The organism is Pseudomonas crudilactis (assembly GCF_013433315.1).
GTDB lineage: Bacteria > Pseudomonadota > Gammaproteobacteria > Pseudomonadales > Pseudomonadaceae > Aquipseudomonas > Aquipseudomonas crudilactis.
Window position 1 is genome coordinate 45,552 of sequence record NZ_WXVV01000003.1, and the last position, 22,829, is coordinate 68,380.

The 22,829-nt window shown below is 60.8% G+C and carries 20 protein-coding genes; 14 read left to right on the forward strand and 6 right to left on the reverse strand.

What is annotated here, in order from left to right:
• Positions 1–6 precede the first annotated feature (6 nt).
• On the forward strand, positions 7–1,299 hold the full coding sequence (gene cytX / locus GTU76_RS04695) for a putative hydroxymethylpyrimidine transporter CytX (protein WP_180698162.1): 1,293 nt from the start codon (positions 7–9) through the stop codon (positions 1,297–1,299).
• On the opposite strand, the gene GTU76_RS04700 is transcribed toward cytX, so the two are convergent.
• Complete coding sequence (locus tag GTU76_RS04700) at positions 1,268–2,014, reverse strand: RsiV family protein (protein ID WP_016985683.1); 747 nt, start codon at positions 2,012–2,014, stop codon at positions 1,268–1,270. The genes cytX and GTU76_RS04700 overlap by 32 nt on opposite strands.
• Positions 2,015–2,240: 226 nt before the next feature.
• On the opposite strand from GTU76_RS04700, the gene GTU76_RS04705 reads away from it, so the two are divergent.
• The 9 genes from GTU76_RS04705 to GTU76_RS04745 all read left to right on the forward strand — a co-directional run bounded on the left by GTU76_RS04705 (position 2,241) and on the right by GTU76_RS04745 (position 11,751).
• The gene (locus GTU76_RS04705) at positions 2,241–2,858 is read left to right on the forward strand and encodes an NUDIX domain-containing protein (protein WP_016985684.1); all 618 of its coding nucleotides are present in this window, start codon (positions 2,241–2,243) and stop codon (positions 2,856–2,858) included.
• Positions 2,849–3,301: a DUF1249 domain-containing protein gene (locus tag GTU76_RS04710; protein WP_016985685.1), complete on the forward strand. Its 453-nt coding sequence runs from the start codon at positions 2,849–2,851 to the stop codon at positions 3,299–3,301. The genes GTU76_RS04705 and GTU76_RS04710 overlap by 10 nt, the downstream gene beginning before the upstream one ends.
• A gap of 100 nt (positions 3,302–3,401) precedes the next feature.
• Positions 3,402–4,220, forward strand: coding sequence for a 3',5'-cyclic-AMP phosphodiesterase (gene cpdA, locus GTU76_RS04715; RefSeq protein WP_016985686.1), 819 nt, complete (start codon positions 3,402–3,404; stop codon positions 4,218–4,220).
• 303 nt (positions 4,221–4,523) lie between these two features.
• A complete protein-coding gene (locus GTU76_RS04720; RefSeq protein ID WP_175553001.1) occupies positions 4,524–5,132 on the forward strand; it encodes a YqiA/YcfP family alpha/beta fold hydrolase in 609 nt (202 codons plus the stop codon).
• Between the two features lie 41 nt (positions 5,133–5,173).
• Positions 5,174–7,081, forward strand: a complete 1,908-nt coding sequence (gene parE / locus GTU76_RS04725; RefSeq protein ID WP_016985688.1) for a DNA topoisomerase IV subunit B — start codon at positions 5,174–5,176, stop codon at positions 7,079–7,081.
• Positions 7,081–8,070: an esterase-like activity of phytase family protein gene (locus GTU76_RS04730; RefSeq protein ID WP_175553002.1), complete on the forward strand. Its 990-nt coding sequence runs from the start codon at positions 7,081–7,083 to the stop codon at positions 8,068–8,070. The genes parE and GTU76_RS04730 overlap by 1 nt, the downstream gene beginning before the upstream one ends.
• Positions 8,067–8,591: a retropepsin-like aspartic protease family protein gene (locus GTU76_RS04735; protein ID WP_016985690.1), complete on the forward strand. Its 525-nt coding sequence runs from the start codon at positions 8,067–8,069 to the stop codon at positions 8,589–8,591. Before GTU76_RS04730 ends, GTU76_RS04735 begins: the two co-directional genes overlap by 4 nt.
• A gap of 7 nt (positions 8,592–8,598) precedes the next feature.
• Positions 8,599–10,863 carry a DNA topoisomerase IV subunit A gene (gene parC / locus GTU76_RS04740; RefSeq protein ID WP_122842973.1) on the forward strand — a complete coding sequence of 755 codons (2,265 nt, stop codon included), beginning with the start codon at positions 8,599–8,601 and terminating at the stop codon, positions 10,861–10,863.
• Between the two features lie 177 nt (positions 10,864–11,040).
• Positions 11,041–11,751, forward strand: a complete 711-nt coding sequence (locus GTU76_RS04745) for a PqiC family protein (RefSeq protein WP_007915780.1) — start codon at positions 11,041–11,043, stop codon at positions 11,749–11,751.
• A 319-nt stretch (positions 11,752–12,070) separates the two neighbouring features.
• Here the strand turns inward: GTU76_RS04745 and GTU76_RS04750 are convergent, their stop codons facing one another.
• Positions 12,071–13,576 carry an AhpA/YtjB family protein gene (locus GTU76_RS04750; RefSeq protein ID WP_175553003.1) on the reverse strand — a complete coding sequence of 502 codons (1,506 nt, stop codon included), beginning with the start codon at positions 13,574–13,576 and terminating at the stop codon, positions 12,071–12,073.
• A 134-nt stretch (positions 13,577–13,710) separates the two neighbouring features.
• On the opposite strand from GTU76_RS04750, the gene serB reads away from it, so the two are divergent.
• Positions 13,711–14,925, forward strand: coding sequence for a phosphoserine phosphatase SerB (gene serB, locus GTU76_RS04755; RefSeq protein ID WP_008079219.1), 1,215 nt, complete (start codon positions 13,711–13,713; stop codon positions 14,923–14,925).
• A 104-nt stretch (positions 14,926–15,029) separates the two neighbouring features.
• Here serB and GTU76_RS04760 read toward each other — a convergent pair whose 3' ends face one another.
• Complete coding sequence (locus tag GTU76_RS04760) at positions 15,030–16,784, reverse strand: molecular chaperone (protein ID WP_180698163.1); 1,755 nt, start codon at positions 16,782–16,784, stop codon at positions 15,030–15,032.
• Positions 16,785–17,004: 220 nt separating this feature from the next.
• On the opposite strand from GTU76_RS04760, the gene GTU76_RS04765 reads away from it, so the two are divergent.
• Positions 17,005–17,406 (forward strand): lectin OAA family protein, encoded by a 402-nt coding sequence (locus GTU76_RS04765; protein ID WP_016985694.1) that lies wholly within the window; start codon positions 17,005–17,007, stop codon positions 17,404–17,406.
• Between the two features lie 67 nt (positions 17,407–17,473).
• On the opposite strand, the gene asd is transcribed toward GTU76_RS04765, so the two are convergent.
• Genes asd through GTU76_RS04780 form a run of 3 tightly spaced genes read right to left on the reverse strand, consistent with a single transcriptional unit; the run spans position 17,474 to position 20,749 of the window.
• Positions 17,474–18,334, reverse strand: a complete 861-nt coding sequence (gene asd / locus GTU76_RS04770) for an archaetidylserine decarboxylase (RefSeq protein WP_175553005.1) — start codon at positions 18,332–18,334, stop codon at positions 17,474–17,476.
• Positions 18,335–18,352: 18 nt separating this feature from the next.
• Positions 18,353–19,168, reverse strand: a complete 816-nt coding sequence (gene rhdA, locus GTU76_RS04775; RefSeq protein WP_180698164.1) for a thiosulfate sulfurtransferase — start codon at positions 19,166–19,168, stop codon at positions 18,353–18,355.
• A 42-nt stretch (positions 19,169–19,210) separates the two neighbouring features.
• Entirely contained in the window at positions 19,211–20,749 is a 1,539-nt protein-coding gene (locus tag GTU76_RS04780; protein ID WP_180698165.1) for an HDOD domain-containing protein, read from the reverse strand.
• 166 nt (positions 20,750–20,915) lie between these two features.
• Between GTU76_RS04780 and motA the strand changes: the two genes are divergently transcribed.
• Entirely contained in the window at positions 20,916–21,767 is an 852-nt protein-coding gene (motA, locus tag GTU76_RS04785) for a flagellar motor stator protein MotA (RefSeq protein WP_007915795.1), read from the forward strand.
• 3 nt (positions 21,768–21,770) lie between these two features.
• Positions 21,771–22,817, forward strand: coding sequence for a flagellar motor protein MotB (motB, locus tag GTU76_RS04790; RefSeq protein ID WP_180698166.1), 1,047 nt, complete (start codon positions 21,771–21,773; stop codon positions 22,815–22,817).
• Positions 22,818–22,829 lie beyond the last annotated feature (12 nt).

The window sequence follows — 22,829 nt, forward strand, 5'->3', positions numbered from 1 at the left end:
ACACCCTTGAGCATTCAACCCAGCACCTATTCTCCCGATCTCGCCGTGCCCGCCGACAAGCGTGTATTCGGCGGTCGTGATCTGTTTTCCCTGTGGTTCTCCCTCGGCATCGGCCTGATGGTCCTGCAGACCGGTGCATTGCTCGCGCCTGGCCTGGGCCTGTCCGGTTCGCTGCTGGCGATTTTCCTCGGCACGCTGGTGGGCGTGCTGCTGCTGGCCGCTGTCGGCGTGATCGGCAGTGACACCGGCCTGTCGTCGATGGCCGCGCTGAAACTCAGCCTCGGCAGCAAAGGCGCGAGCCTGCCGGCGCTGCTTAATCTGCTGCAACTGATCGGTTGGGGTTCGTTCGAAATCATCGTCATGCGCGATGCCGCCAGCCTGCTCGGCACCCGTGCGTTCAGTGAAGCTTCGCTGTGGTCGAACCCGATGTTGTGGACGCTGTTTTTCGGTGCGTTGGCGACGTTGCTCGCCGTTAGCGGACCGCTGACTTTCGTCCGGCAGATCCTGCGCAAGTGGGGCATCTGGCTGTTGCTGGCGGCGTGCCTCTGGCTGACCTGGAACCTGTTTGCCAAAGCCGATCTGGCCGATCTTTGGTCGCGCGCCGGTGACGGTTCGATGCCGTTTGCCGTGGGCTTCGACATTGCGATTGCGATGCCGCTGTCGTGGCTGCCGCTGATCGCCGACTACTCGCGTTTCGGCAAGCGGGCGAAGAATGTTTTCGGCGGTACTGCGGTCGGTTTCTTCATCGGCAACTTCTGGCTGATGAGCCTCGGCGTCGCCTACACACTGGCCTTCGCGCCGAGCGGTGAAGTCAATGCGCTGTTGCTCGCACTGGCCGGCGCCGGTCTGGGTATTCCACTGTTGCTGATTCTGCTGGATGAGTCGGAAAACGCCTTCGCCGATATTCACTCGGCGGCGGTGTCCAGCGGGATTCTGTTGCGTCTGAAGGTCGAGCATCTGGCCTTGGCCATCGGCGTGATCTGCACGCTGATCGCACTGCTGGCGCCATTGGCGCAGTACCAGAATTTTCTGCTGTTGATCGGCTCGGTGTTTGCACCGCTGTTTGGTGTGGTGCTGGTCGATCACTTCATCCTGCGCAAGCGCAGTGCTCAGGTCGCGTCGGCCGCATTGCGCTGGCCGGCGTTGTTGGCGTGGCTGGGTGGCGTGAGCACCTACCACTTGCTGGCAAATCTGTATCCGGATGTCGGCGCAACCCTGCCGGCGCTGGTGCTGGCAGGGCTGTTGCAGCTAGTGCTCGGTCGGGCTTTCAGTTACGGCCGGGAAACAGCTCGGGCTTGAGAATGCCGTTCAGACGCGGGTAAGGAATCTTCAGTTCGACGTGGCCCAGCGCGTAAGGCGCAATGGTGCTCACGTCGTACTTGAGGATCACGCCGCCATAGGTCAGCGCCACGTTCGGGGTTTTCACGAACGGCCAGCTCTTCACAAAGTCCGCTTCCTGATCGAGCTTGGTGCTGATCAACCAGCTGTTGTGCGCGACCTGCGCCGCTTTCCAGAACGCCTCTTCCTGACCCGGCATCAGCATGTCGGACAGGTTCAGCACTTTGTGCTGCTGGCGCGAATAGTTGATGAAACCGCGACCCGGAGTGCCATGGGCGCCGCCAGTGTCGAGGTAGCTCGACACTTCAATGATCACCAAGCCGTCATGCTGCTCGCGTACTTTCGCTTGCAGGTAGCTGCTGTTGCGTGGGCCGGCACTGGCCAGGAACTGCTCACGATAGGCCGCCAGGGTCGGCGCCACCGGGGCGTTTTTCTCGGTGCGGGTCATTTGCAGCAGGCGTTTTTCGATGATGCCGTCCAGCGCAGGTTCGGCCGGGAAGCGCAGAGTGTCGATGTTCACCAGCGGGCAATCCGGGTTGGAACAGCCCGGTTTCAGTTGTTCCGATGCATCGCGGGTGGTTTCCAGCGGCGTACGGTAGTTGGGCTGGAACAGGCTGGCGCACGCGCCCAGAGTCAGGGCGATGGCGGCCACGGAGGCAATTTTGAAAAGCGACATGGGCGTCCTTTCGAAAGCAGGGGAAGGCAAAAAGTTACCGCTTCGACTCTCAACGAAGCAGTCAGTTCGCCACTAAGCTAATTAGAGTGGGTTTCGCCTCCACCGTCCATCCCGCTGACGGTAAAGGGGCTGCATCAAACGGTGCGGGCGCGTTAGGATGGCGCGAAGTCGAGGTTGCCAGTAACAAGCGGCAACTCGTAATGGATCTGCAGTAAAGAGGATGCTCATGACTGATTTTGCCAACGCCATTCCGACCATCGTCGATATCGTGCGGCGCGAAAAATGCTACGAAGGCTTTTACAAGCTTGACCGTGTGCATCTGCGCCATGAATTGTTCGCCGGTGGCATGAGTCGCGAGATCAACCGTGAAGTCTTTGTGCGTCACGATGCCGTTTGCGTGCTGCCCTACGATCCGCAGCGCGATGAAGTTGTACTGATCGAGCAGTTTCGCGTCGGTGCCATGGGCAAGACCGACAACCCGTGGCTGGTCGAACTGGTCGCTGGTCTGATCGATAAGGATGAACAACCGGAAGAAGTTGCTCACCGCGAGGCGCAGGAGGAAGCTGGGCTGGACATCAAGGCCCTGTGGCCGATGACCAAGTATTTCCCGTCGCCGGGCGGCAGCAACGAGTTCGTGCATTTATATCTGGGGCGTTGCAGCACTGACGGCGTTGGCGGCCTGCACGGCCTGGAAGAAGAGGCAGAAGATATCCGCGTCACGGTCTGGGCCTTTGAAGATGCCTTGCAGGCCGTCCGTGACGGACGCATTGCCAATGCGGCGAGCATCATCGCTTTGCAGTGGCTGGCGCTGAACCGCGCCGAAGTGAGGGGGTTATGGTCGTAAACAAGCTGCGCGATCGTTATCGAGTCGACCTCGTGGGGCTGCAAGCCGCCTGCGAGGCCAACTACGCGCGCCTGATGCGACTGCTGCCGGACATGCGTAACGAGCCTGAGGCGCGGCGCATCGCCGTGACCCAAGGCGAGCAGATGCTCGGCGTGCTGGCCCTTGAAGTGCTGCAAACCTGCCCGTACACCACCACTTTGCAGGTGCGTCAGGAGCACAGCCTGCCATGGCTGCCGGTGCCGCAACTGGAAGTGCAGGTCTATCACGACGCGCGCATGGCCGAAGTGGTCAGCGCCGAACATGCACGACGCTTTCGCGGCATCTATCCTTACCCGAATGCGGCGATGCATCAGCCGGATGAAAAGGCTCAGCTCAATCTGTTCCTGGGGGAATGGCTGAGTCATTGCCTGGCGTTGGGGCATGAGTACGAAGTCGTTCGTTAGTTGTGAACTGTGTCCGGTTCGCCGGTTTCCTCTTTCACTGATCCCCCAGCATAATTGCGGCACTTGATCGATTCCGTGCTTTTTGCCTTGGGAGAGCGCCTTGCCGAGCGTATCCACGTTGACCACCGCCGATGCGGCGCTGCTGGTGCAGTTGTCCGACAGCCATCTGTTCGCCGAGGCGGAGGGCACGCTGCTGGGCATGAACACTCGCGAGAGCCTGCAAAAGGTCATCGAGTTAGTGCTGGGGCAACAGCCGCAGCAGATCGATCTGATTCTGGCCACGGGGGATATTTCCCAGGACGGCACGCTGGAGTCCTATCAACAGTTTCGCCAGATGAGCGCGCAGATCGATGCGCCGGCGCGCTGGATTCCTGGCAATCACGACGAACCGATGATCATGGCCCAGGCGGCGGTGCAAAGCGCGTTGCTGGAGTCGGTGGTCGATATCGGCAATTGGCGCGTGACGTTGCTCGATTCGGCGGTGCCGGGCTCGGTGCCGGGGTATTTGCAGGACGATCAGCTGCAATTGCTGGCCCGTTCGCTGAGCGAAGCGCCGGAGCGTCATCATCTGGTGTGCTTCCACCATCACCCGGTGTCGATCGGTTGCGCGTGGATGGAACCGATTGGCTTGCGCAATCCTGAAGCGTTTTTCGAGGTGCTGGATCGTTTTCCACAGGCTCGTGCGGTGTTGTGGGGGCATGTGCATCAGGAGATTGATCGTGAGCGCAATGGCGTGCGGTTGATGGCTTCGCCTTCGACGTGCATTCAGTTTGAGCCGGGTAGTGAAGATTTCAAGGTGGGGGAGCAGGCGCCTGGGTATCGGTGGTTGCGGTTGTTGCCGGATGGGCGGTTGGAAACCGGCGTGGAGCGCGTCACCGATTTTGCTTTTACCGTTGATTACGGTTCCGAAGGTTACTGATTTTCGATCAAGAGCCCCTCATCGGAACGCCGCCCGCCCAGCCCTCTCCCGGAGGGAGAGGGGGCCGACCGAGGTGTCTGGCGTCATCCATCGACCTGAAAGAGTGTGTCGATTATGGATTCGGTGAAGAACTTTCAGGTCGGCGTACTTCTGAAATATCCCCCAATCAGTCCCCTCTCCCTCCGGGGGAGGGCCAGGGTGAGGGCCGCCCCTGCTGAATGACCAATTTCTCGAAACCACCCCCAATCCGCTCTTCTCTCCCTGTAAACTCCGCAAACCCAAACCGACACCCAGGGAGCTCAAATGTCCGGTTCGATCCTCTATATCCACGGTTTCAACAGCGCCCCGGCCTCGAAAAAGGCCTGTCAGTTGGTAACGGTGATGGAGCAGCTGGGTTTGAGCGACAAACTGCGTGTTCCGGCCCTGCACCATCACCCGCGTGAAGCCATCGGTCAGTTGGAGCAGGCAATCGCCGAGCTGGACAGCCCGCTGCTGGTGGGAAGCTCACTCGGCGGCTACTATGCGACTCACCTGGCCGAGCGCCATGGCCTGAAAGCCCTGCTGGTCAACCCGGCGGTCAGCCCGCACCGGATGTTTGACGGCTATCTGGGCACGCAGAAAAACCTGTATACCGATGAAACCTGGGAATTGACCCACGACCACGTCACCGCTCTGGCCGAGCTGGAAGTGCCGGCGCCTCAGGATGCCCAGCGCTATCAGGTATGGTTGCAGACCGGCGATGAAACACTGGATTATCGCCTCGCCCAACAGTATTACCGCGCCTGTGCCTTGCGCATTCAGGCCGGCGGCGACCACAGTTTCCAGGGTTTTGCCGGGCAATTGCCGGCGTTGCTGAGTTTTGCCGGCATTGGCGCCGATGTGTATCAGGCAATCGATTTCACCGCACTGTGAAGTCTTGCCCCTATTTCATGAATGACTGACGACGAGACCCTATGGCCACTCCCAGCGCTAGCTCTTATAACGCCGACGCCATCGAAGTCCTCTCGGGCCTCGACCCGGTGCGCAAACGCCCCGGCATGTACACCGACACCAGTCGGCCGAACCACCTCGCCCAGGAAGTCATCGACAACAGTGTCGACGAAGCCTTGGCTGGCCACGCCAAATCGGTGCAGGTCATCCTGCACGCCGATCACTCGCTGGAAGTCAGCGATGACGGCCGTGGCATGCCGGTCGACATCCACCCGGAAGAGGGCGTGTCGGGCGTCGAACTGATCCTCACCAAACTCCACGCGGGCGGCAAGTTTTCCAACAAGAACTATCAGTTCTCCGGCGGTTTGCACGGTGTGGGTATTTCCGTGGTCAACGCCTTGTCGACCGAAGTGCGCGTCCGCGTCAAGCGTGACGGCAACGAATACCAGATGACTTTCGCTGATGGCTACAAGGCCACCGAGCTGGAAATCATCAGCACCGTCGGCAAGCGCAACACCGGCACCAGCGTGTACTTCGCGCCGGATCCGAAATACTTCGATTCACCGAAATTCTCCATCAGCCGCCTCAAGCACGTGCTCAAGGCCAAGGCTGTGTTGTGCCCGGGCCTGCTGGTCAGCTTCGAAGACAAAGGCACCGGCGAGAAAGTCGAGTGGCATTACGAAGACGGCCTGCGCTCCTATCTGGTCGATGCCGTCAGCGAATTCGAACGCCTGCCGAACGAGCCGTTCTGCGGCGCTTTCGCCGGTAACAAAGAAGCGGTCGACTGGGCGTTGCTGTGGCTGCCGGAAGGTGGCGACGCGGTGCAGGAAAGCTACGTCAACCTGATCCCGACAGCGCAGGGCGGTACCCACGTCAACGGTTTGCGTCAGGGCCTGCTCGATGCCATGCGCGAGTTCTGCGAATTCCGCAGCCTGCTGCCGCGCGGGGTGAAGCTGGCGCCGGAAGACGTCTGGGAGCGCATTGCTTTCGTTCTGTCGATGAAAATGCAGGAGCCGCAATTCTCCGGCCAGACCAAAGAACGTCTGTCGTCCCGTGAAGCGGCGGCGTTTGTCTCCGGTGTGGTCAAGGATGCGTTCAGCCTGTGGCTCAACGCCAACCCGGAAACCGGTCTGGCCCTGGCCGAACTGGCGATCAACAACGCCGGCCGTCGTCTCAAGGCGAGCAAGAAAGTCGAACGTAAACGCGTGACCCAGGGCCCAGCGTTGCCGGGCAAACTGGCGGACTGCGCCGGGCAGGACCCGATGCGTTCCGAGCTGTTCCTGGTCGAGGGTGATTCCGCCGGTGGCTCCGCCAAACAAGCGCGGGACAAGGAATTCCAGGCGATCCTGCCCTTGCGCGGCAAGATCCTCAACACCTGGGAAGTCGACGGCAGCGAAGTGCTCGCCAGTCAGGAAGTGCACAACATTGCCGTGGCCATCGGTGTCGATCCGGGCGCGGCGGACATGAGCCAACTGCGCTACGGCAAGATCTGCATCCTCGCCGACGCTGACTCCGACGGTCTGCATATCGCCACGCTGCTCTGCGCCTTGTTCGTCCAGCATTTCCGCCCGCTGGTGGATGCCGGTCACGTCTACGTTGCCATGCCGCCGCTGTACCGTATCGACCTCGGCAAAGAGATCTACTACGCCCTCGACGAAGCCGAGCGTGACGGCATTCTCGATCGTCTGGTCGCCGAGAAGAAACGCGGCAAACCACAGGTCACCCGATTCAAAGGTCTGGGTGAAATGAACCCGCCGCAACTGCGTGAAACCACCATGGACCCGAACACTCGGCGTCTGGTGCAACTGACGCTGGGCGAAGACTTCGCCGAAACCTCGGAAATGATGGACATGCTGCTGGCGAAAAAACGCGCCGGTGACCGCAAGACCTGGCTCGAATCCAAAGGCAACCTCGCCGAGGTGCTGGCCTGATGCGGTTTGGCTGGGCCTTCGCGGGTGCCTTGCTACTGAGTGCAATGACTGTGTCGGCCGAGCCGTTACAGGAATTGCGCCTGCTCTCCGAGCATCCGGTCGACGGCATGCGCGGCGGCAACCTGTCGGGGCTGGCACTGTGCGGCAACGAGCTGTGGACGGTGTCTGATCGCGATGACGATCAGATCTACCGTCTCAACACCCGCGACCAGGTGTGGCAGGCCGAAACCGTGCACATCGATGTGCCACAGGTGCCAGACAGTGGTTTGCCGTGGGGTTTGAGTTCGCGCACGTGGGCGGCGTCGTTCATCCGTGGCGGTGATCTGGATTTCGAAGGCATCACCTGCGACAGCGCTGGCAATCGTTACATTGTCAGCGAGGCCCATGCGGCCGTGTTGCAGGTGCCGCCACAAGGCCCGGCGTCATGGCTGAAAATCTCGCCGATGCTGGTGAAAGAAGCTCGCGCCAGTGGCATGTTGCTGCACTTCAACGCGTTGTTCGAAGGTTTGGCGATCAATCCGGCGGGCGATCAGCTGTGGCTGGCGGCGGAGCGTGAGCGCCGTGGCTTGCTGAAGATCAAGCGTCAGCAAACGGTCTGGGATTGCGAAGGTGCCTGTGTGCTGCTCAGTGAAGCCGGGGTCGAGATGCAGCCGCCGCAGTTTCCCAAGGCGCGCGCCGTGACTCGCGACTTTGCTGATCTTTCGCTGTTCAACGGCAAGTTGTTCACCCTTGAGCGCAACGCCTTTCAGATTTGTCGTCGTGATGCCGTGACGGCGAAGGTCGAACAATGCTGGTCGTACGCCGAAGATGCCTTGCAGCCACAGCGCCTTTATTCACAGGCCTATGGCCTGGCGGAAGCGCTTATCGTGGACGCGCAAGGTGCATGGATTGGCCTGGACAACAACGATGGCGTGCGTGCCGACGGCGAGAAACGCCCGATCGTCTGGCGCTTCGCCGCACCTGACGGTGGCTGGAGCGCCAAACCATGAGCCAGCAACCGCCGGGCAAGCGCGCCGGTCGGGTGTTGATGATTCTGGCGTGGTGTGCGGCGCTGTTTCTGGCGACGCGGTTCTTTGGCCAGTGGGAACAGCGCCAGCAGAATCCGAACGTGGTGGTCAGTTCGGAGCAGGGCGAAGGTTTTATCGAAGTGAAGCTGGCCGGCAATGCCCAAGGGCATTTTGTCGCCAGCGGTCAGATCAACGGTGAGCCGGTCGAGTTCATGCTCGACACTGGTGCGACCGATGTGGCGATCCCGGCGGATCTGGCCAAGCGTTTGAAGCTGGAAGAAGGTTTCGGTGTGACCCTGAGCACGGCCAACGGCCTGAGCCAGGGCTATCGGACCAAAATCAACCGCCTGCAATTGGGCGACATCGTGCTGCGGGACGTCCGCGCACTGGTGGCGCCAGGGCTGCATGGCGATCAGGTGCTGCTCGGCATGAGCGCCCTGAACAAACTTGAATTTACTCAGCGCGGTGGCACCATGTTGCTGCGCCAGACAACGAACCGATGAGGCCTGCATGAGCAACCCCCTTGATCTCAGCCTGGACGGCGTAGAACGCCGCTCGTTGGCCGACTTCACCGAAAGTGCCTACCTCAACTACTCCATGTACGTGATCATGGACCGTGCCCTGCCGCATATCGGCGACGGCCTGAAACCGGTACAGCGGCGTATCGTCTACGCCATGAGCGAGTTGGGCCTGGACGCCGATTCCAAGCACAAGAAATCGGCGCGTACCGTCGGTGACGTGCTCGGTAAGTTCCACCCGCACGGTGACTCGGCGTGCTACGAAGCGATGGTGTTGATGGCTCAGCCGTTCAGCTATCGCTACACGCTGGTCGACGGCCAGGGTAACTGGGGTGCGCCGGACGATCCGAAGTCCTTCGCCGCCATGCGATACACCGAAGCGCGCCTGTCGCGTTATTCCGAAGTGCTGCTCAGCGAACTGGGCCAGGGCACTGCCGACTGGGGCCCGAACTTCGATGGCACGCTGCAGGAGCCGCTGGTGCTGCCGGCGCGCCTGCCGAACATTCTGCTCAACGGTACCACCGGTATCGCCGTGGGCATGGCCACGGATGTGCCGCCGCACAACCTGCGCGAAGTCGCTACCGCTTGCGTGCGCCTGCTCGATGAGCCGAAAGCCACGGTCGAGCAGCTCTGCGAACACATTCAAGGCCCGGACTATCCGACCGAAGCGGAAATCATCACGCCGCGCGCAGACCTGCTGAAAATGTACGAAACCGGCAAGGGCTCGGTGCGCATGCGTGCCGTGTACCACGTCGAGGACGGCGACATCATCGTCACCGCGCTGCCGCACCAGGTGTCCGGTGCCAAGGTACTGGAGCAGATCGCCGCGCTGATGCAGGCGAAACCGTCGAAAGCCCCGCAGATCGCTGACCTGCGTGACGAATCCGACCACGAAAACCCGTGCCGCATCGTGATCATTCCGGTCAACAGTCGCGTCGATCACGAAGCGCTGATGCAGCACCTGTTCGCCAGCACCGAGCTGGAGTCGACCTACCGGGTCAACGTCAACATCATCGGTCTGGACGGCAAGCCACAGCTGAAAAACCTCCGCGCCTTGCTGGTCGAATGGCTGGAATTCCGCGTACTGACCGTGCGCCGCCGCCTGCAATTCCGCCTCGACAAGGTCGAGCGTCGCCTGCACCTGTTGGACGGTTTGTTGATCGCCTACCTCAATCTGGATGAAGTGATCCACATCATTCGTACCGAGGAACACCCGAAAGCCAAGCTGATCGAGCGTTTCGCCCTCAGCGAGATTCAGGCCGACTACATCCTCGACACCCGTCTGCGTCAATTGGCGCGACTGGAAGAGATGAAGCTGCGCGACGAGCAGGACGAACTGCTCAAGGAACAAGCCAAGCTGCAAGCGCTGCTGGGCAGCGAAGCCAAGTTGAAGAAGCTGGTGCGTACCGAGCTGATCAAAGACGCCGAAACCTATGGCGACGACCGCCGTTCGCCAATCGTCGAGCGCACCGAAGCCAAAGCGTTGACCGAACACGATCTGCTGCCGAACGAGAAAGTCACCGTTGTGCTGTCGGAAAAAGGCTGGATCCGTTCCGCCAAAGGTCACGACATCGACGCCACCGGCCTGTCGTACAAGGCGGGCGACGGCTTCAAGACCTCGGCGGCGGGGCGCTCCAACCAGTCTGCCGTGGTGATCGACTCCACGGGCCGCAGCTATTCGGTTGCTGCGCATACGCTGCCGTCGGCACGTGGCCAGGGCGAACCGTTGACCGGTCGTCTGACGCCGCCGCCGGGTGCCTCGTTCGAATGTGTGCTGATGCCGGAAGACGACGCGTTGTATGTGATTGCTTCCGACGCCGGATATGGTTTCGTGGTGAAAGGCGAAGACCTGCAAGCCAAGAACAAGGCCGGTAAAGCCCTGTTGAGCCTGCCGAACAACGCCAAAGTGATCGCGCCGCGGCCGGTAGCGGATCGTGAGCACAACTGGCTGGCCTCGGTCACGACCGAAGGTCGCCTGCTGATCTTCAAAATCAGCGATCTGCCACAATTAGGTAAGGGCAAGGGCAACAAGATCATCGGTATTTCCGGTGAGCGTGTGGCCAGTCGCGAAGAATATGTCACGGACATCGCCGTGCTTCCGGAAGGCGCCACGTTGGTGTTGCAGGCCGGAAAACGCACGCTGTCGCTGAAGGCCGACGACCTCGAACACTACAAAGGTGAGCGTGGACGTCGCGGGAATAAACTCCCGAGGGGCTTTCAGCGGGTTGATGCGCTGCTCGTCGAAAACCTCAATTAGGCGTCCTAGAGGCGTCGATCCACGATTTAACGCGTAGATCGACGCTTTGGCGCTGGAGTCGGAACGCATATTCACGGATGATATGGCCTTTCCAAGCGCCGGCGTGGCCGAGCGTTCTTCATATTTATTGAGTATTTTCACTGTGGTCAGCCTTGTGGCGGCCACCTGGACGGGATGATGACTGCTCTGCGCCCCCTTATTTTCCTGCTCGCCGGCGTTCTTGGTCTGGCGGGTTGCAGCGTTCACCAGCCGGTGTCGCTGTATCAACTGGACAGCGGAAGTCCGGTTCAGCCTGCGCAAAGCGCAGGCATGGCGGTTTTATTGGGCCCGGTAGTCGTAGCCGACTACCTGCAACGTGAAACCCTGCTGCAACGTCAACCCGATGGCAGCCTGCAGGCAGCGACCGACGGTCGCTGGGCGGGCAGCCTTTCGTCGGATATCGATCAGTTGTTGATGCGTCAGGTGGCGGGCCATCTGGATAGCCAACGTGTGGTGCTGGCACCGGCCACGACCGGGTTTACTCCGGATGTGCAGGTGTTACTGACCATCACGCGTCTGGACTCTGGTCAGAAACAACCGGCGATCCTCGATGCCCAGTGGCGCTTGATCGACCGTCGTGGTCAGGTGCGCGATAACCGCATCGTGCATCTGCAAGAGCTGCACGCCGGCAGTACGGCTTCGCAGGTTCAGGCCCAGGGCATTTTGCTGCAGCGTCTGGCCGAGCAATTGTCAGTGGCGCTGAAACCGTTGGCCAATCAGCCTCCGGTGGCTGAAGCACCGCGTAAGTCGGCACCAAAACCGGCCGCGCCGGCGGCGGAAGCCGAGAAGCAGCCGAAGATTCCGATGGCCTCGCCGATTCGGACGGATATGGAAGTGTTCCGCTTCTAAGCTGGATCGAGTCAGAACAGAGCCCGCCTTGTGCGGGCTTTGTTGTGTCTGGGGGCTAGAGGATCAAAAGCCCCTCACCCTAACCCTCTCCCGGAGGGAGAGGGGACCGATTGGGGGATATTGCAGAGTTACGCCGACCTGATCGTCCAGCTGTGAATCCATAATCGACTCGATTTGTCAGGTCGATGTATAGCGTCAGACACCTCGGTCAGTCCCCTCTCCCTTTGGGAGAGGGCTAGGGTGAGGGGGAAAGTGCAGGCAACAAAAAAGCCCGCAGACAATCACTCGTCTGCGGGCTTCCGTGGTTCAGGCCTTAGGCTTACGCCCGGCGCTCATGCATCCGCGCCAGTTGCCGTTCCAGCATCGACGGATAAGGCTCCATCAACCGCTCCACGCAGCAAGCACCCTCAGGACTGGCGATAGGCCGGATCCGCGCACGCTGACGAATCAGCGCGTCATCACTGATCTTGCGCTCAACCAGCAGCAGGTTGCGGCTGTGCTGCGACAGGGCCAGTGCATCCTGCGCCGAATCGGTCAGCAGCAGATCAATCTGGCTCAGACCGAACAACTCATCGCCCAAGGTCAGGCCCAATTGCAATTGCAGGGTGATGCCGCTGTCCGCGACTTCAATCTGCAACTGATGACCCAGCGCCCGCAACAGTTCGCCGCAGCAGATCGCATTGGTCAGGTAGTCATCGCCACTGTCTTCGGTGTGGAACAGCATCAGCGTGCTGCCGTCGTTGAGGGTTTCGATTTCACCCTGATACAGCGAAGCAGCCTGATCGAGGCAGTCGCGATAACGCTCCTGCAACTCCTCCAGACGTGCACGTGGCAAGCGGCGCAGTTGCTCCTGTGAACCCAGTTGCACGGCCAGCACGGCGGTGTGCTGCGGCACGCTTGGCGACGGCTGACGAACGACGGGTTGCGGCGCGCCATTGAGCGACTCGTCGCGCAGGTCGGCGAATGCGTCATCGTCATCATCGTCTTCGACGGTACTGACCAGATGTCGCGGTGCAGGCTTCTGTGCCGCCATCGGACGGGTTTCGTCGAAACTTGGATCACGCAAGTTGCGCACCTCGAATTCCGGTTCGTCCTCTTCGTCCTCGAACTCAGGCTCCGGTTCCGGCGCAGGCTCCGGCGCGTAGTTGGCGTGCAGCTGACGCGCCAGATCGCCGATTTCATCCTGACGATCGATGCCCGGCGTGTGCTCGTCAATCCGGCGCAGCCACACGCGCAATTGCAGCAACGGCGTCGACAGATAGCGGCCCATGCGCAGGCTCAAGGCCAGCGACAGCGCCAACAGAATCGCACTGAGAATGCCCATGCTTTGCAGGCTGATGGTCATCGGCTGCTGGAACTGATCCATGTCCAGGCTGATGCGCAGTTGCCCGGCGGTCACGTCCTGGAAAGTGATCTTGCTCTCGTACATGCCTTCGGCTTCGCCCAACAGGCTGTGCTTGGGCCGCTGACCGGATTCGGCGAGGATGCGGTTATCCACGCTGTAGATCGCCGCGTGGGCCACCAGTTTGTTTTTGGTCAGGTTGTTGAGCAGCACGTTGAGGCTGAGGATGTCGTTGGACACCAACAGCTCCGTGGCGGAGGTGGCGGTCTGCGTGGTCAGGCTTTCACCCAGCGCATCGGCCTGCTCGTGCATGGCCTGCTTGAATTGCAAGCCCATTACCCCGGCATAAATCACCAGGGCCAGAGCGACCAGGATCACGTTATGGCTGGCAATGCGCAATGCAATCGGTACACGGCGATGACGCAGTGCACGGAAGATCAGCAGGAAGAAGTTATCGGTTTTAACTGGCGTGGGCCGGTTCACTGAGCTCGGCTCTTTTGTCCGTGAAGTTGACGCGCAGTATAGCGACAGGCCCTAGACCGGCAAAGCGCTCGCGGTGCCCGATGGTCACTGAAAGTGGGTAGAATGCGGTTTTTTTCCAGTTGCGGGGGTGCGCGTTGCGCGAAATCGTCCTGATTAACATCACGGGAGTCGACCGTCCGGGTCTGACTGCGGCCATTACCGGCGTTCTGGCACAAGGTGGTGTGAACATTCTCGACATCGGTCAGGCGGTGATCCACGACACCCTGTCGTTCGGCATCCTGGTTGAAATTCCCGATTCCGAGCAAGGCAAATCGGTGCTCAAGGACATCCTGTTCAAGGGCTACGAGCTCGACCAGCAGGTGCGCTTCACCCCGGTGTCCGAAGAGGATTACCAGCAATGGGTGGGCAATCAGGGCAAAAAGCGCCACATCGTCACCCTGCTGACCCGCAAGGTAACTGCCGGCCAATTGCAGGCGGTCAGTTCGATCACGGCTAAATACGGTTTGAATATCGACCATATCGACCGTCTGTCGGGTCGTATGCCGCTGGACACGCCGGCCGACAAAGGCAAGGGCTGTATCGAGTTTTCCGTGCGTGGCGAGGCGGCCGATCCGCAGGCGCTGCGAGCCGAATTTCTTAGCGTGGCCCAAGAGCTGAACGTCGACATCGCCTTCCAGGAAGATTCGCTGTTCCGTCGCAACCGTCGTCTGGCGGTGTTCGACATGGATTCGACCTTGATCGAAGCCGAGGTCATCGACGAACTGGCCAAGGCTGCCGGGGTCGGCGAACAAGTCTCCGAAATCACTGAACGGGCCATGGCCGGCGAACTGGATTTCCGCGCCAGCTTCAAAGAACGTCTGGCCTTGCTCAAAGGTCTGGATGTCAGCGTGCTGGATTCGATCGGCGCTTCGCTGCGTCTGACCGAGGGCGCGGAAACGCTGTTCGCCGAGCTCAAGCGTCTGGGCTACAAAACTGCGATCCTCTCCGGTGGCTTCACCTATTTCGCCAAGCAATTGCAGGCCAAACTCGGCATCGACTACGTGTTCGCCAACGAACTGGAAGTGGTCGACGGCAAGTGCACCGGCGTTGCGATCGAGCCGATTGTCGACGCGCAGCGCAAGGCTGATTTGCTGAAAGAGCTGGCACACAAGGAGGGTTTGCGTCTGGAGCAGACCATCGCGGTCGGCGACGGCGCGAATGACCTGCCAATGCTGGCGATTGCCGGTTTGGGCGTGGCATTCCGTGCCAAGCCGTTGGTGAAGCAGTCGGCGAAGCAGGCGATTTCCACCCTAGGGCTGGATGGCGTGCTGTATCTGCTGGGTTTCCGGGATCGTGACGGGCAGCTCTGAGATCTCTATCGCCTGACTTGGCCTCTTCGCGAGCAGGCTCGCTCCCACATTTGAAATGCATTCAACTGTGGGAGCGAGCCTGCTCGCGAAGGGCGCGCCTCGGTCTATAGCGACTTCCACAACGAATCAAAATCTTCCTCGCTCCCGCCATGTTGCGCGGCCTCCAGCGAGCGGTAAGCAAACTGATTGAAGCTGTGCGTACTTGCCACTCGCCGATCCAGCCCGGCGCGGTGTTCTTCGCCTTGGGTATTGATCATCACCTTGCTGCCTTCCTGAAATGGCAAACGCGGTGCCAGCAAGGTCGCGGGCAGATCGATCGCACTGATTTCCGGTAACAGTAATCCGCGCAAATACTGGCTGTGATCGTCCCGCGAGCGCACCAGTTGCAGCCCACAAGGCTGTGCATGCGGGGCCACCAGTTCGATGCCCATTTGCGTGCCGCCACCGCGTACCTGGCGGATCCAGCGGATCACCGCAATGCTCCAGCCCAGACTGACACTGTCGTGTATTCCGAGCATTTCTCCGGCCTGCAGTTCGGCGGGCACTTCCTCTGGCCATGCCAGGCAATAGCCGCCGGGGCTGTGGTTGATCACCGGCAGGGTATGGGTCGGGTAATGGGGTGTGCTGTCGGTGCCGCCTTCGTCCTCGAGCAATTGGTCGTACTGGATTTCCTCGTAAGGCAAAAACTGCTCGGCATTACTCTGCGGGGCTGCGTCGAAAGCCTGACTCCAACTGTCCTTTTCACCTTTGATGACGGCACTGCTGAAATTCGCCGAGCGCGCCCCGGGAAGCTTGAGCAGCTCGCTGAAACTGCGCTCACCGCCGAGGTAGAAGTGCAGGGCGCTCATGCCCACGCACACGGTCAGATTGCCTTGGCCAACGGTGCGCTGAAAACTGCGTTCAGCCGCTTGCCCCCAGGTTGCGTGCAAGTGTTGCAGGGTATCGAAGCTCAACCCGGTCGGCACGGGCAGCGGCGTCGAACTGCCCTGATGCAGCAAGTGCGCTTCGATGGCATTCACCAGCGGTTGTGGATCGAAACCGAGCAACCCGGGTTGTTGCTCGCTACGAAACATGCTGCGGTAGCGTGGGCCGGCATCCAGTTCTGCACTGATCGCCAGCAGACCGGCGTCCGGGCTTGCCGGATGCAGCTTGAGCAGCGCGCTCCACGGTTCCAGCACTTCGGCGAGCCGGGCGATCTGGTTCTGCCGCAATTGATTACAGCGGGCACTGCCCAGCAAGAGTGCGCAGATGTACGTCTGTTCCAGGCTCAACTCTGTCGTCAGGCTGGCCAGATCGTCGTGCACGCGGCGGTGTTGCAGTTGTAGTTCAGCGGCGCTGCGATACAGCTGATGCAGTTCGAACCACAGATGCTCCGGCGGCGAGCTATACAGTTGAGTGGCCCGCAGCAACTGCCCTTTGAGTGCATGGGCCGCCCGTTGCAGGGCGGTGCTGACCAATGCCGCGCGATCCTTGCTGTACTTCGGTGCAATCCGCAACACGATCTGTTTGTAGCCGACGGCCAGATGGCTTTGTAATGCCTGACAGAGATTGCTGATCTTGCGCGAACGTTCATCCAGCATGATCGCCTGATGCAAGAAGTGTCGCTCCAGGTGCTGGCAGACGAAATACACTTCGGGGCGTAGCAACTCCAGCAGGTTGAGGCGGTTGTCGCTGGGCGTGAGCAGTTGGTTGAGTTCGCCCATGGCTTGATAAAGCAGGCGGGCGGTTTCGCCGATGTTGGCTTTGGGCAGGCCGGCGATCCAGCGCTTGAGGTCGCGCGGGGCGGCTTCGCAAAACGACAGGCGGGTTTGCGTCGGGGTCGGGGCGCTCAGGGAGGCTTGGGGGCGAGACTCACTCATGCCGTGACGGGCTCCGGCGGCGAAATGGGCAATGCCCCAAACTCTAGCAGCTGTGGTCTGTTTCGTCGGATGGCGTCAGGCTTTTTGACCGCTGGTCTGCTGGCCGGATGCCATTCCCCAAGCCCTACTAGTCTCTCAGGCGTGCGATCGGAAACGCACGGTTGCACGGCCTGCCGTCAACCTCGGGCAGGTCTCCCGAAACTTCAAGGAGATGAGGTTCATGTCTAAATATGCAGTGGCAAATCAATGGGGTGGCAGTTCGGCGCCGTGGCATCCGGGTGGAACTTGGGTGTTGGGTGGGCGGGACAACCAGAATGTCGTCGCTATCGACATCAAGTCGCACGATGACGGCAAAACGTTCACTGGCACCATGACCTATGCCGGGGAAGGTCCCATTGGCTTCAAAGCGCAACGCACCGGTCAGAACCAGTACAACGTCGAGAATCAGTGGGGTGGCAATGATGCCCCATGGCATCCGGGCGGCAAGTGGGTGATTGGCGGCCGGGACAATCAGAACGTTATCGCGTTGAGCGTCACGTCCAGTGACGGAGGGAAAAACCTCAGTGGCACCAATACCTATGTCAACGAAGGCCCGATCGGCTTCCGTGGGCAGATAGAGTAACGGCACCACCGAGTCGTATCCGCCCTTTCGCAGACGTGCGAACGGGCGGATCAGTGGCTCACAGCATTCAGGCGTTTGGCAGCGCCAGGCCCTGGCCCATCTGCACTGGCGAACCCGCCGCCAGTTCTTCAGCCCATTTAACCTGATCCGGGCCGAACAGCACGATCGCGGTCGAACCCAGCTTGAAGCGGCCCAGTTCGGCACCTTTTTCCAGATGGATCGGCGCACGCGCGGCTTCGTCGTAGCGGAAGGTTTTCAGTTCACGCTTCGGCGGCGTGACCAGACCGGCCCACACGGTTTCAATCGAAGCGACGATCATCGCGCCGACCAGCACCACCGCCATCGGGCCGCGCTCGGTGTCGAAAATGCACGCTACACGCTCGTTACGGGCGAACAGCTCCGGGACGTTTTCAGCGGTGGTCTGATTCACCGAGAAGATCCGGCCCGGGATGTAGACCATCTCGCGCAGGGTGCCTGCCAGCGGCATGTGCACGCGGTGGTAGTCCTTCGGCGACAGGTAAATAGTGGCGAAGTCGCCGCCCATGAACGGTGCTGCGTTGGCCGCATCACCGCCGAGCAGTTCCAGCACGCTGAAGCTGTGCCCCTTGGCCTGGAACACGCGACCGTGTTCGATCGGGCCAAGTTGGCTGACTGCGCCGTCGGCCGGGCTGAGGATCGCGCCCGGAGTCTGGTCCAGTGGCCGCGCGCCGTCTTTCAGGGCGCGGGTGAAGAAGGCGTTGAAGTGCTCGTAAGCAGTCAGGTCTTCGACCAGCGCTTGCGACATGTCCACCTGGTAGCGCTTGGCGAACCACTGGGTGAAGGCATTCTTGAACCAGCGCACGCGGCACTCGGCAATGCAGCCGGCCAGACGCGACAGCAGGTGATGAGGCAGCAGGTACTGGCTGAGGATAAACAGACGCTCTTTCATTAGTTGTCCTTAAAAACCTTAAATCTCGACAGGCGTGTCAGGGTGGTTGCCCCATTCGCCCCAGGAACCGGCGTAGCCCTTGACCCGCGGATAACCGAGGGACTTGGCCACCAGATAAGTGAAGCCCGACCGGTGATGGGTCTGGCAGTGGGTAATGATTTCTTTGTCCTTGGTGATCCCGAGACCTTCGAGGATCTGCGGCATGTCTGTGCGAATACGCAGCTGTCGGGCCTTGTCCATGCCGGCAGTCCATTCGAAATTGACCGCGCCGGGGATGTGCCCGGACTTGGCCGCCAGCACTTTCTCGCCGGAATACTCCAGCGGCCCGCGCGCATCCCAGATCGCCAGATCGGCAGCGCCGAGACGGCTTTGCAGGTATTCGCGTGTGGCGGTTGGCGCTTCGTGCAAGGTCAGCGCCAGCGAGCCGCCGACAGCGGGCGGCACCTGAATCGACATCGGCATGCCTTCTGCCAGCCACGCCGGCAGACCACCGTCTATATAGTGGTACTGGTCGTGACCGATGACGTCGAGCAGCCAGATGAAGCGCCCGGCCCAGCCGCCGCCTTCGTCGTCATAGACCACGTAGACCGCTTCTTTGCGATGGCCCAGTTCACCGAACAACGCCTCCAGATCAGCTTTCACCGGCAGCAGGCCCGGCGCCGGCGGCTGGCCGAGCTGGGTGCGTTTCGGGTCGACAAAACGTGCGCCGGGGAGATGACCTTCGGTGTAGCGGGCAGCGCTGGTCAGATCCACCAGAATCAGTTCAGGGGAATCGAGACGCGGGAGCAGGTCGCTCGGCTCGATGACGAGCGGCAAGCCAGAGAAGTCAGACATGTGAGGTCTCCAGAGCACAAAGGGGAGGATTGTAGCGCAGCCTCATCGGCCACGGCTGCTAAAGCTGTGCAGGGCCTTTTCGATGCACTGCGCGGTTTTGCCAAAGGCTTGCACGGTGATGTCGGCGAACGGCCCGCCGCCCTGATCGGCGACGACGATCATGATCACCCGGCCATTGTTGACCAGAGAGCGCAGGAACAGATGCTCGCCACGAAACAGCGTGCGCAGGCTCGGCGGCAGCAGAGCGGAGAACTGTGCATTGTTGTCCGGAGTGATGCGCACCTGCGCTTGTTGCGCGAGCAAGCGTTGCAGCACGCTACTTTGGCTGACGGCAAACGTCAGCGCAGCGGCTTCTTTTGGCAAACCATAGGTTTGCTGCACGCGCAGACTGGATTGGGTGCGGTCGGCCATCAGGATCATTACCCGGCGCATGCCGCTGGCGGCCAGGGCATCGCGCGCGGCGACGGTCAGGCTCATCGCATTGGTGAAGCGACTCGGTTCGGCCAGCAGTTCGGCACATTGCTTGCGCCATTGGCCCAGGTCTTCAGCTGAGGGCGCGGCGGCCGGCAACATCCCGGCCGGCAAGCGCAGCGTGCCCCACGGCCACAGCAGCGAAACCGCCGGGTGCCACAGGTCAGGCATCGCGTGATGACGCGCGCTGTTGGCGGCTTGCTGGTGCAACTGCTGCTGCACGTCATCCATGGAAATCTGCAGATAAAGGCTGGTCAGGTACTGCCAGCGTTCGCTGTGCGGACTGTCCCAGGCCTGTTGCGCCGACAGCGCCAGACCGTTGGCCAGCAACACGGTGTTGGCTGGCTGGTTAAGCCAGCGGCGCAGCGTCGGGTCATCGTCGAGGCGATTCTGCTGGCGCAACGGATGTTCGCTGTCGCGGGCAATGCGCAGCACTTTGACCAGTTCGCGTTGCTCACTCAGCAGCAGTTTATAGCCCTGCTGCACCCAGATCGGCAGATGCCAGGCCTGCACCAGCGCTTCTGCGATTTTCAGCAGACGCACGCCGAACAATTGCTTTTCGACGACGCGCGCCGACTCGCCCTTGTGGATAACCCGCAATTCCCACTCTTCAAGCATTTGCGGATAGGTCAGCGCCAATGGCCACAGCGGCGACAAAAACAGCAGGCTGCCCCAATGAATGTCCTGCCACAGCCGCGCCAGGCGACTGGCGAAAAAACCGTTGGCCTGTTGCGTCGCATGCTGGCTGATCATCTGCAACTGGCGCAGGGCCTTGGGAATTTGCATCTGCGGCTCGGCGGGCAACCGCGCCAGCAGTTCTTCTGTACGGGCAAGGCCGAGGCGATTGATCGCCACTTCAAGATTTTCCGCCGGCGCGGCCATGGTGCCGTGGGTGTGACGATTCGCCTCACGGATGATGCTCAAGGCCAGTGCCGGGCTGTCCTGCATCAGGTCGGCGATGTCGCGCAGCGAGCTGCGATTGTCGCGAATCGCCCTACACACCTTGTCGTGAGACTCTTGCGGCACGGGCAGCCGGACGCCATCGAGCAACTTTACCCAGCCGTCGAGGGTGGTCGGTTTTGCGTGTGGGACGTTCGTTTCATTAGCCATGTCTGGAGGGGATCTTCACTGACTGTAGACGCGCCCGGCATGGGCTAAATTGGCTTTTCGCCTGAACTGGCTATAGTCTGGCGCAGTTTTGCCGATAAGTAGAAGAAGAGATTTTTTAACTTCCGAATATGACCTTGAACCCGACTTAAGTAAGTACTTTCTACCTATGGCTAAAATTATCGGCATCATCGTCGTATTCGCGAGCGTGCTCGGCGGATACGTGCTCTCCCACGGCAAGATTGCCGCCCTGATCCAGCCTTTCGAGGTGTTGATCATCGGTGGTGCTGCACTCGGTGCATTCCTGCAGGCCAACCCTGGCTACATGACCATGCACGTGCTCAAGAAGTCCCTGAGCATGTTCAGTTCGCGCTTCAGCCACACTTTCTACCTGGAAGTGCTCGGCCTGATCTACGAGATCCTCAACAAGAGCCGCCGCGAAGGCATGATGGCCATCGAAGGCGACATCGAAGATGCTGCTGCGAGCCCGATCTTCGCCAAGTACCCGGCGGTGCTCAAAGACGAACGCATGACCGCGTTCATCTGCGATTATCTGCGCATCATGTCGTCCGGCAACATGGCCCCGCATGAGTTGGAAGGCCTATTCGACATGGAGTTGTACAGCCTCAAGGAAGACCTTGAGCACCCATCGCATGCGGTGAACGGCATCGCCGACGCCATGCCGGGCTTCGGTATCGTCGCGGCGGTACTCGGTATCGTGGTGACCATGGCCTCGCTGGGTGAAGGCGATCAGAAGTCCATCGGTCTGCACGTGGGTGCGGCACTTGTGGGTACCTTCTTCGGTATTCTCGCGGCGTACGGTTTCTTCGGCCCGTTGGCGCATTCCCTGGCCCACGATGCCAAGGAAGAACTGAACGTCTATGAAGCCATCAAGGCTTCGTTGGTGGCTTCGGCTTCCGGCATGCCGCCATCGCTGGCAGTCGAGTTTGGTCGCAAGGTGCTGTACCCAGCCCACCGTCCAAGCTTTGCCGAGCTGGAACAAGCCGTTCGCGGTCGCTAAGTCATGGAAAATAATCAGCCGATTATCATCAAGCGCGTCAAGCGCATAGCCGGCGGGCATCACGGCGGGGCGTGGAAAATCGCCTTCGCCGACTTCGCCACGGCGATGATGGCGTTCTTCCTGGTGCTGTGGCTGCTGTCCACCGCCACGCCTGAGCAGAAGATCGCCATCGCCGGTTACTTCAAAGACCCGGTCGGCTTTTCCGAAAGCGGCACGCCGTACATCATCGACCTGGGTGGCACGCCGACCCTGGCCCCGGAAAACACCCTCAACCCGGAAGTGAAGTCGCAACCGCAGCCTGACAAGGTCACGGTCGACACCGAGCAGGTTGAAGGCATGGCCGAGCAGGTCGAAAAGGAACGTCTGGAACTGCTCCTGCAAGAACTGCAGAACAAGGTCGACGAGAACCCGCAACTGCAGAAGTTCAAGGACCAGATCCTCTTCGAGATCACGCCGAACGGCTTGCGCATCCAGATCATGGACGCCGAGAACCGGCCGATGTTCGATTCGGGTTCTGCACGCCTGAAGCCGTACTTCGAAGACATCCTGCTGGCCATGGCCGACACCATCAAAGCGGTGCCGAACAAGATCAGCATCAGCGGCCACACCGACGCCAAGCCGTACACCGGCACCGGCGATTTCGGTAACTGGGAACTGTCGGCCAATCGCGCCAACGCCGCGCGTCGTGCCTTGATCGCCGGCAGCTATCCGGATGCGCAAGTGGCGCGGGTGGTGGGTTATGCCTCGTCGGCGCTGTTCGACAAGGAAAACCCGTTCAACCCGGTCAACCGCCGCATCGATATCGTGGTGCTGACCAAAAAGGCCCAGGCCGCCATCGAAGGTTCGCAAGGTGCCGATCCGGCGAAACCGGCAGACGAAAGCCAGAACGGTAACGCTCCGGCGACACCGGTTGATCCGAACGCCTTGCCTGCGGATCAGCAACCGGTGCCGGCACACGAGCTGCGCGAACGGCTGAACCTGTTCGACGATGCCGCGCCGAAACCGGCGGAGCCGGGCAGTGCGGCGCCAGCTCCTGCGCCGAAGCAGTAAGAGACGAAAAAG

Excerpts from the sequence above, each read along its gene's own strand:
- GTU76_RS04735 (WP_016985690.1), top strand. The coding sequence starts at position 8,067 with ATGAGCCAGCAACCGCCGGGCAAGCGCGCCGGTCGGGTGTTGATGATT.
- GTU76_RS04730 (WP_175553002.1), top strand. The coding sequence starts at position 7,081 with ATGCGGTTTGGCTGGGCCTTCGCGGGTGCCTTGCTACTGAGTGCAATG.
- motA (WP_007915795.1), top strand. The coding sequence starts at position 20,916 with ATGGCTAAAATTATCGGCATCATCGTCGTATTCGCGAGCGTGCTCGGC.
- GTU76_RS04780 (WP_180698165.1), bottom strand. The coding sequence starts at position 20,749 with ATGGCTAATGAAACGAACGTCCCACACGCAAAACCGACCACCCTCGAC.
- motB (WP_180698166.1), top strand. The coding sequence starts at position 21,771 with ATGGAAAATAATCAGCCGATTATCATCAAGCGCGTCAAGCGCATAGCC.
- GTU76_RS04745 (WP_007915780.1), top strand. The coding sequence starts at position 11,041 with ATGACTGCTCTGCGCCCCCTTATTTTCCTGCTCGCCGGCGTTCTTGGT.
- parE (WP_016985688.1), top strand. The coding sequence starts at position 5,174 with ATGGCCACTCCCAGCGCTAGCTCTTATAACGCCGACGCCATCGAAGTC.
- GTU76_RS04700 (WP_016985683.1), bottom strand. The coding sequence starts at position 2,014 with ATGTCGCTTTTCAAAATTGCCTCCGTGGCCGCCATCGCCCTGACTCTG.
- GTU76_RS04710 (WP_016985685.1), top strand. The coding sequence starts at position 2,849 with ATGGTCGTAAACAAGCTGCGCGATCGTTATCGAGTCGACCTCGTGGGG.
- GTU76_RS04705 (WP_016985684.1), top strand. The coding sequence starts at position 2,241 with ATGACTGATTTTGCCAACGCCATTCCGACCATCGTCGATATCGTGCGG.
- rhdA (WP_180698164.1), bottom strand. The coding sequence starts at position 19,168 with ATGTCTGACTTCTCTGGCTTGCCGCTCGTCATCGAGCCGAGCGACCTG.
- GTU76_RS04760 (WP_180698163.1), bottom strand. The coding sequence starts at position 16,784 with ATGAGTGAGTCTCGCCCCCAAGCCTCCCTGAGCGCCCCGACCCCGACG.
- asd (WP_175553005.1), bottom strand. The coding sequence starts at position 18,334 with ATGAAAGAGCGTCTGTTTATCCTCAGCCAGTACCTGCTGCCTCATCAC.
- GTU76_RS04765 (WP_016985694.1), top strand. The coding sequence starts at position 17,005 with ATGTCTAAATATGCAGTGGCAAATCAATGGGGTGGCAGTTCGGCGCCG.
- parC (WP_122842973.1), top strand. The coding sequence starts at position 8,599 with ATGAGCAACCCCCTTGATCTCAGCCTGGACGGCGTAGAACGCCGCTCG.
- GTU76_RS04720 (WP_175553001.1), top strand. The coding sequence starts at position 4,524 with ATGTCCGGTTCGATCCTCTATATCCACGGTTTCAACAGCGCCCCGGCC.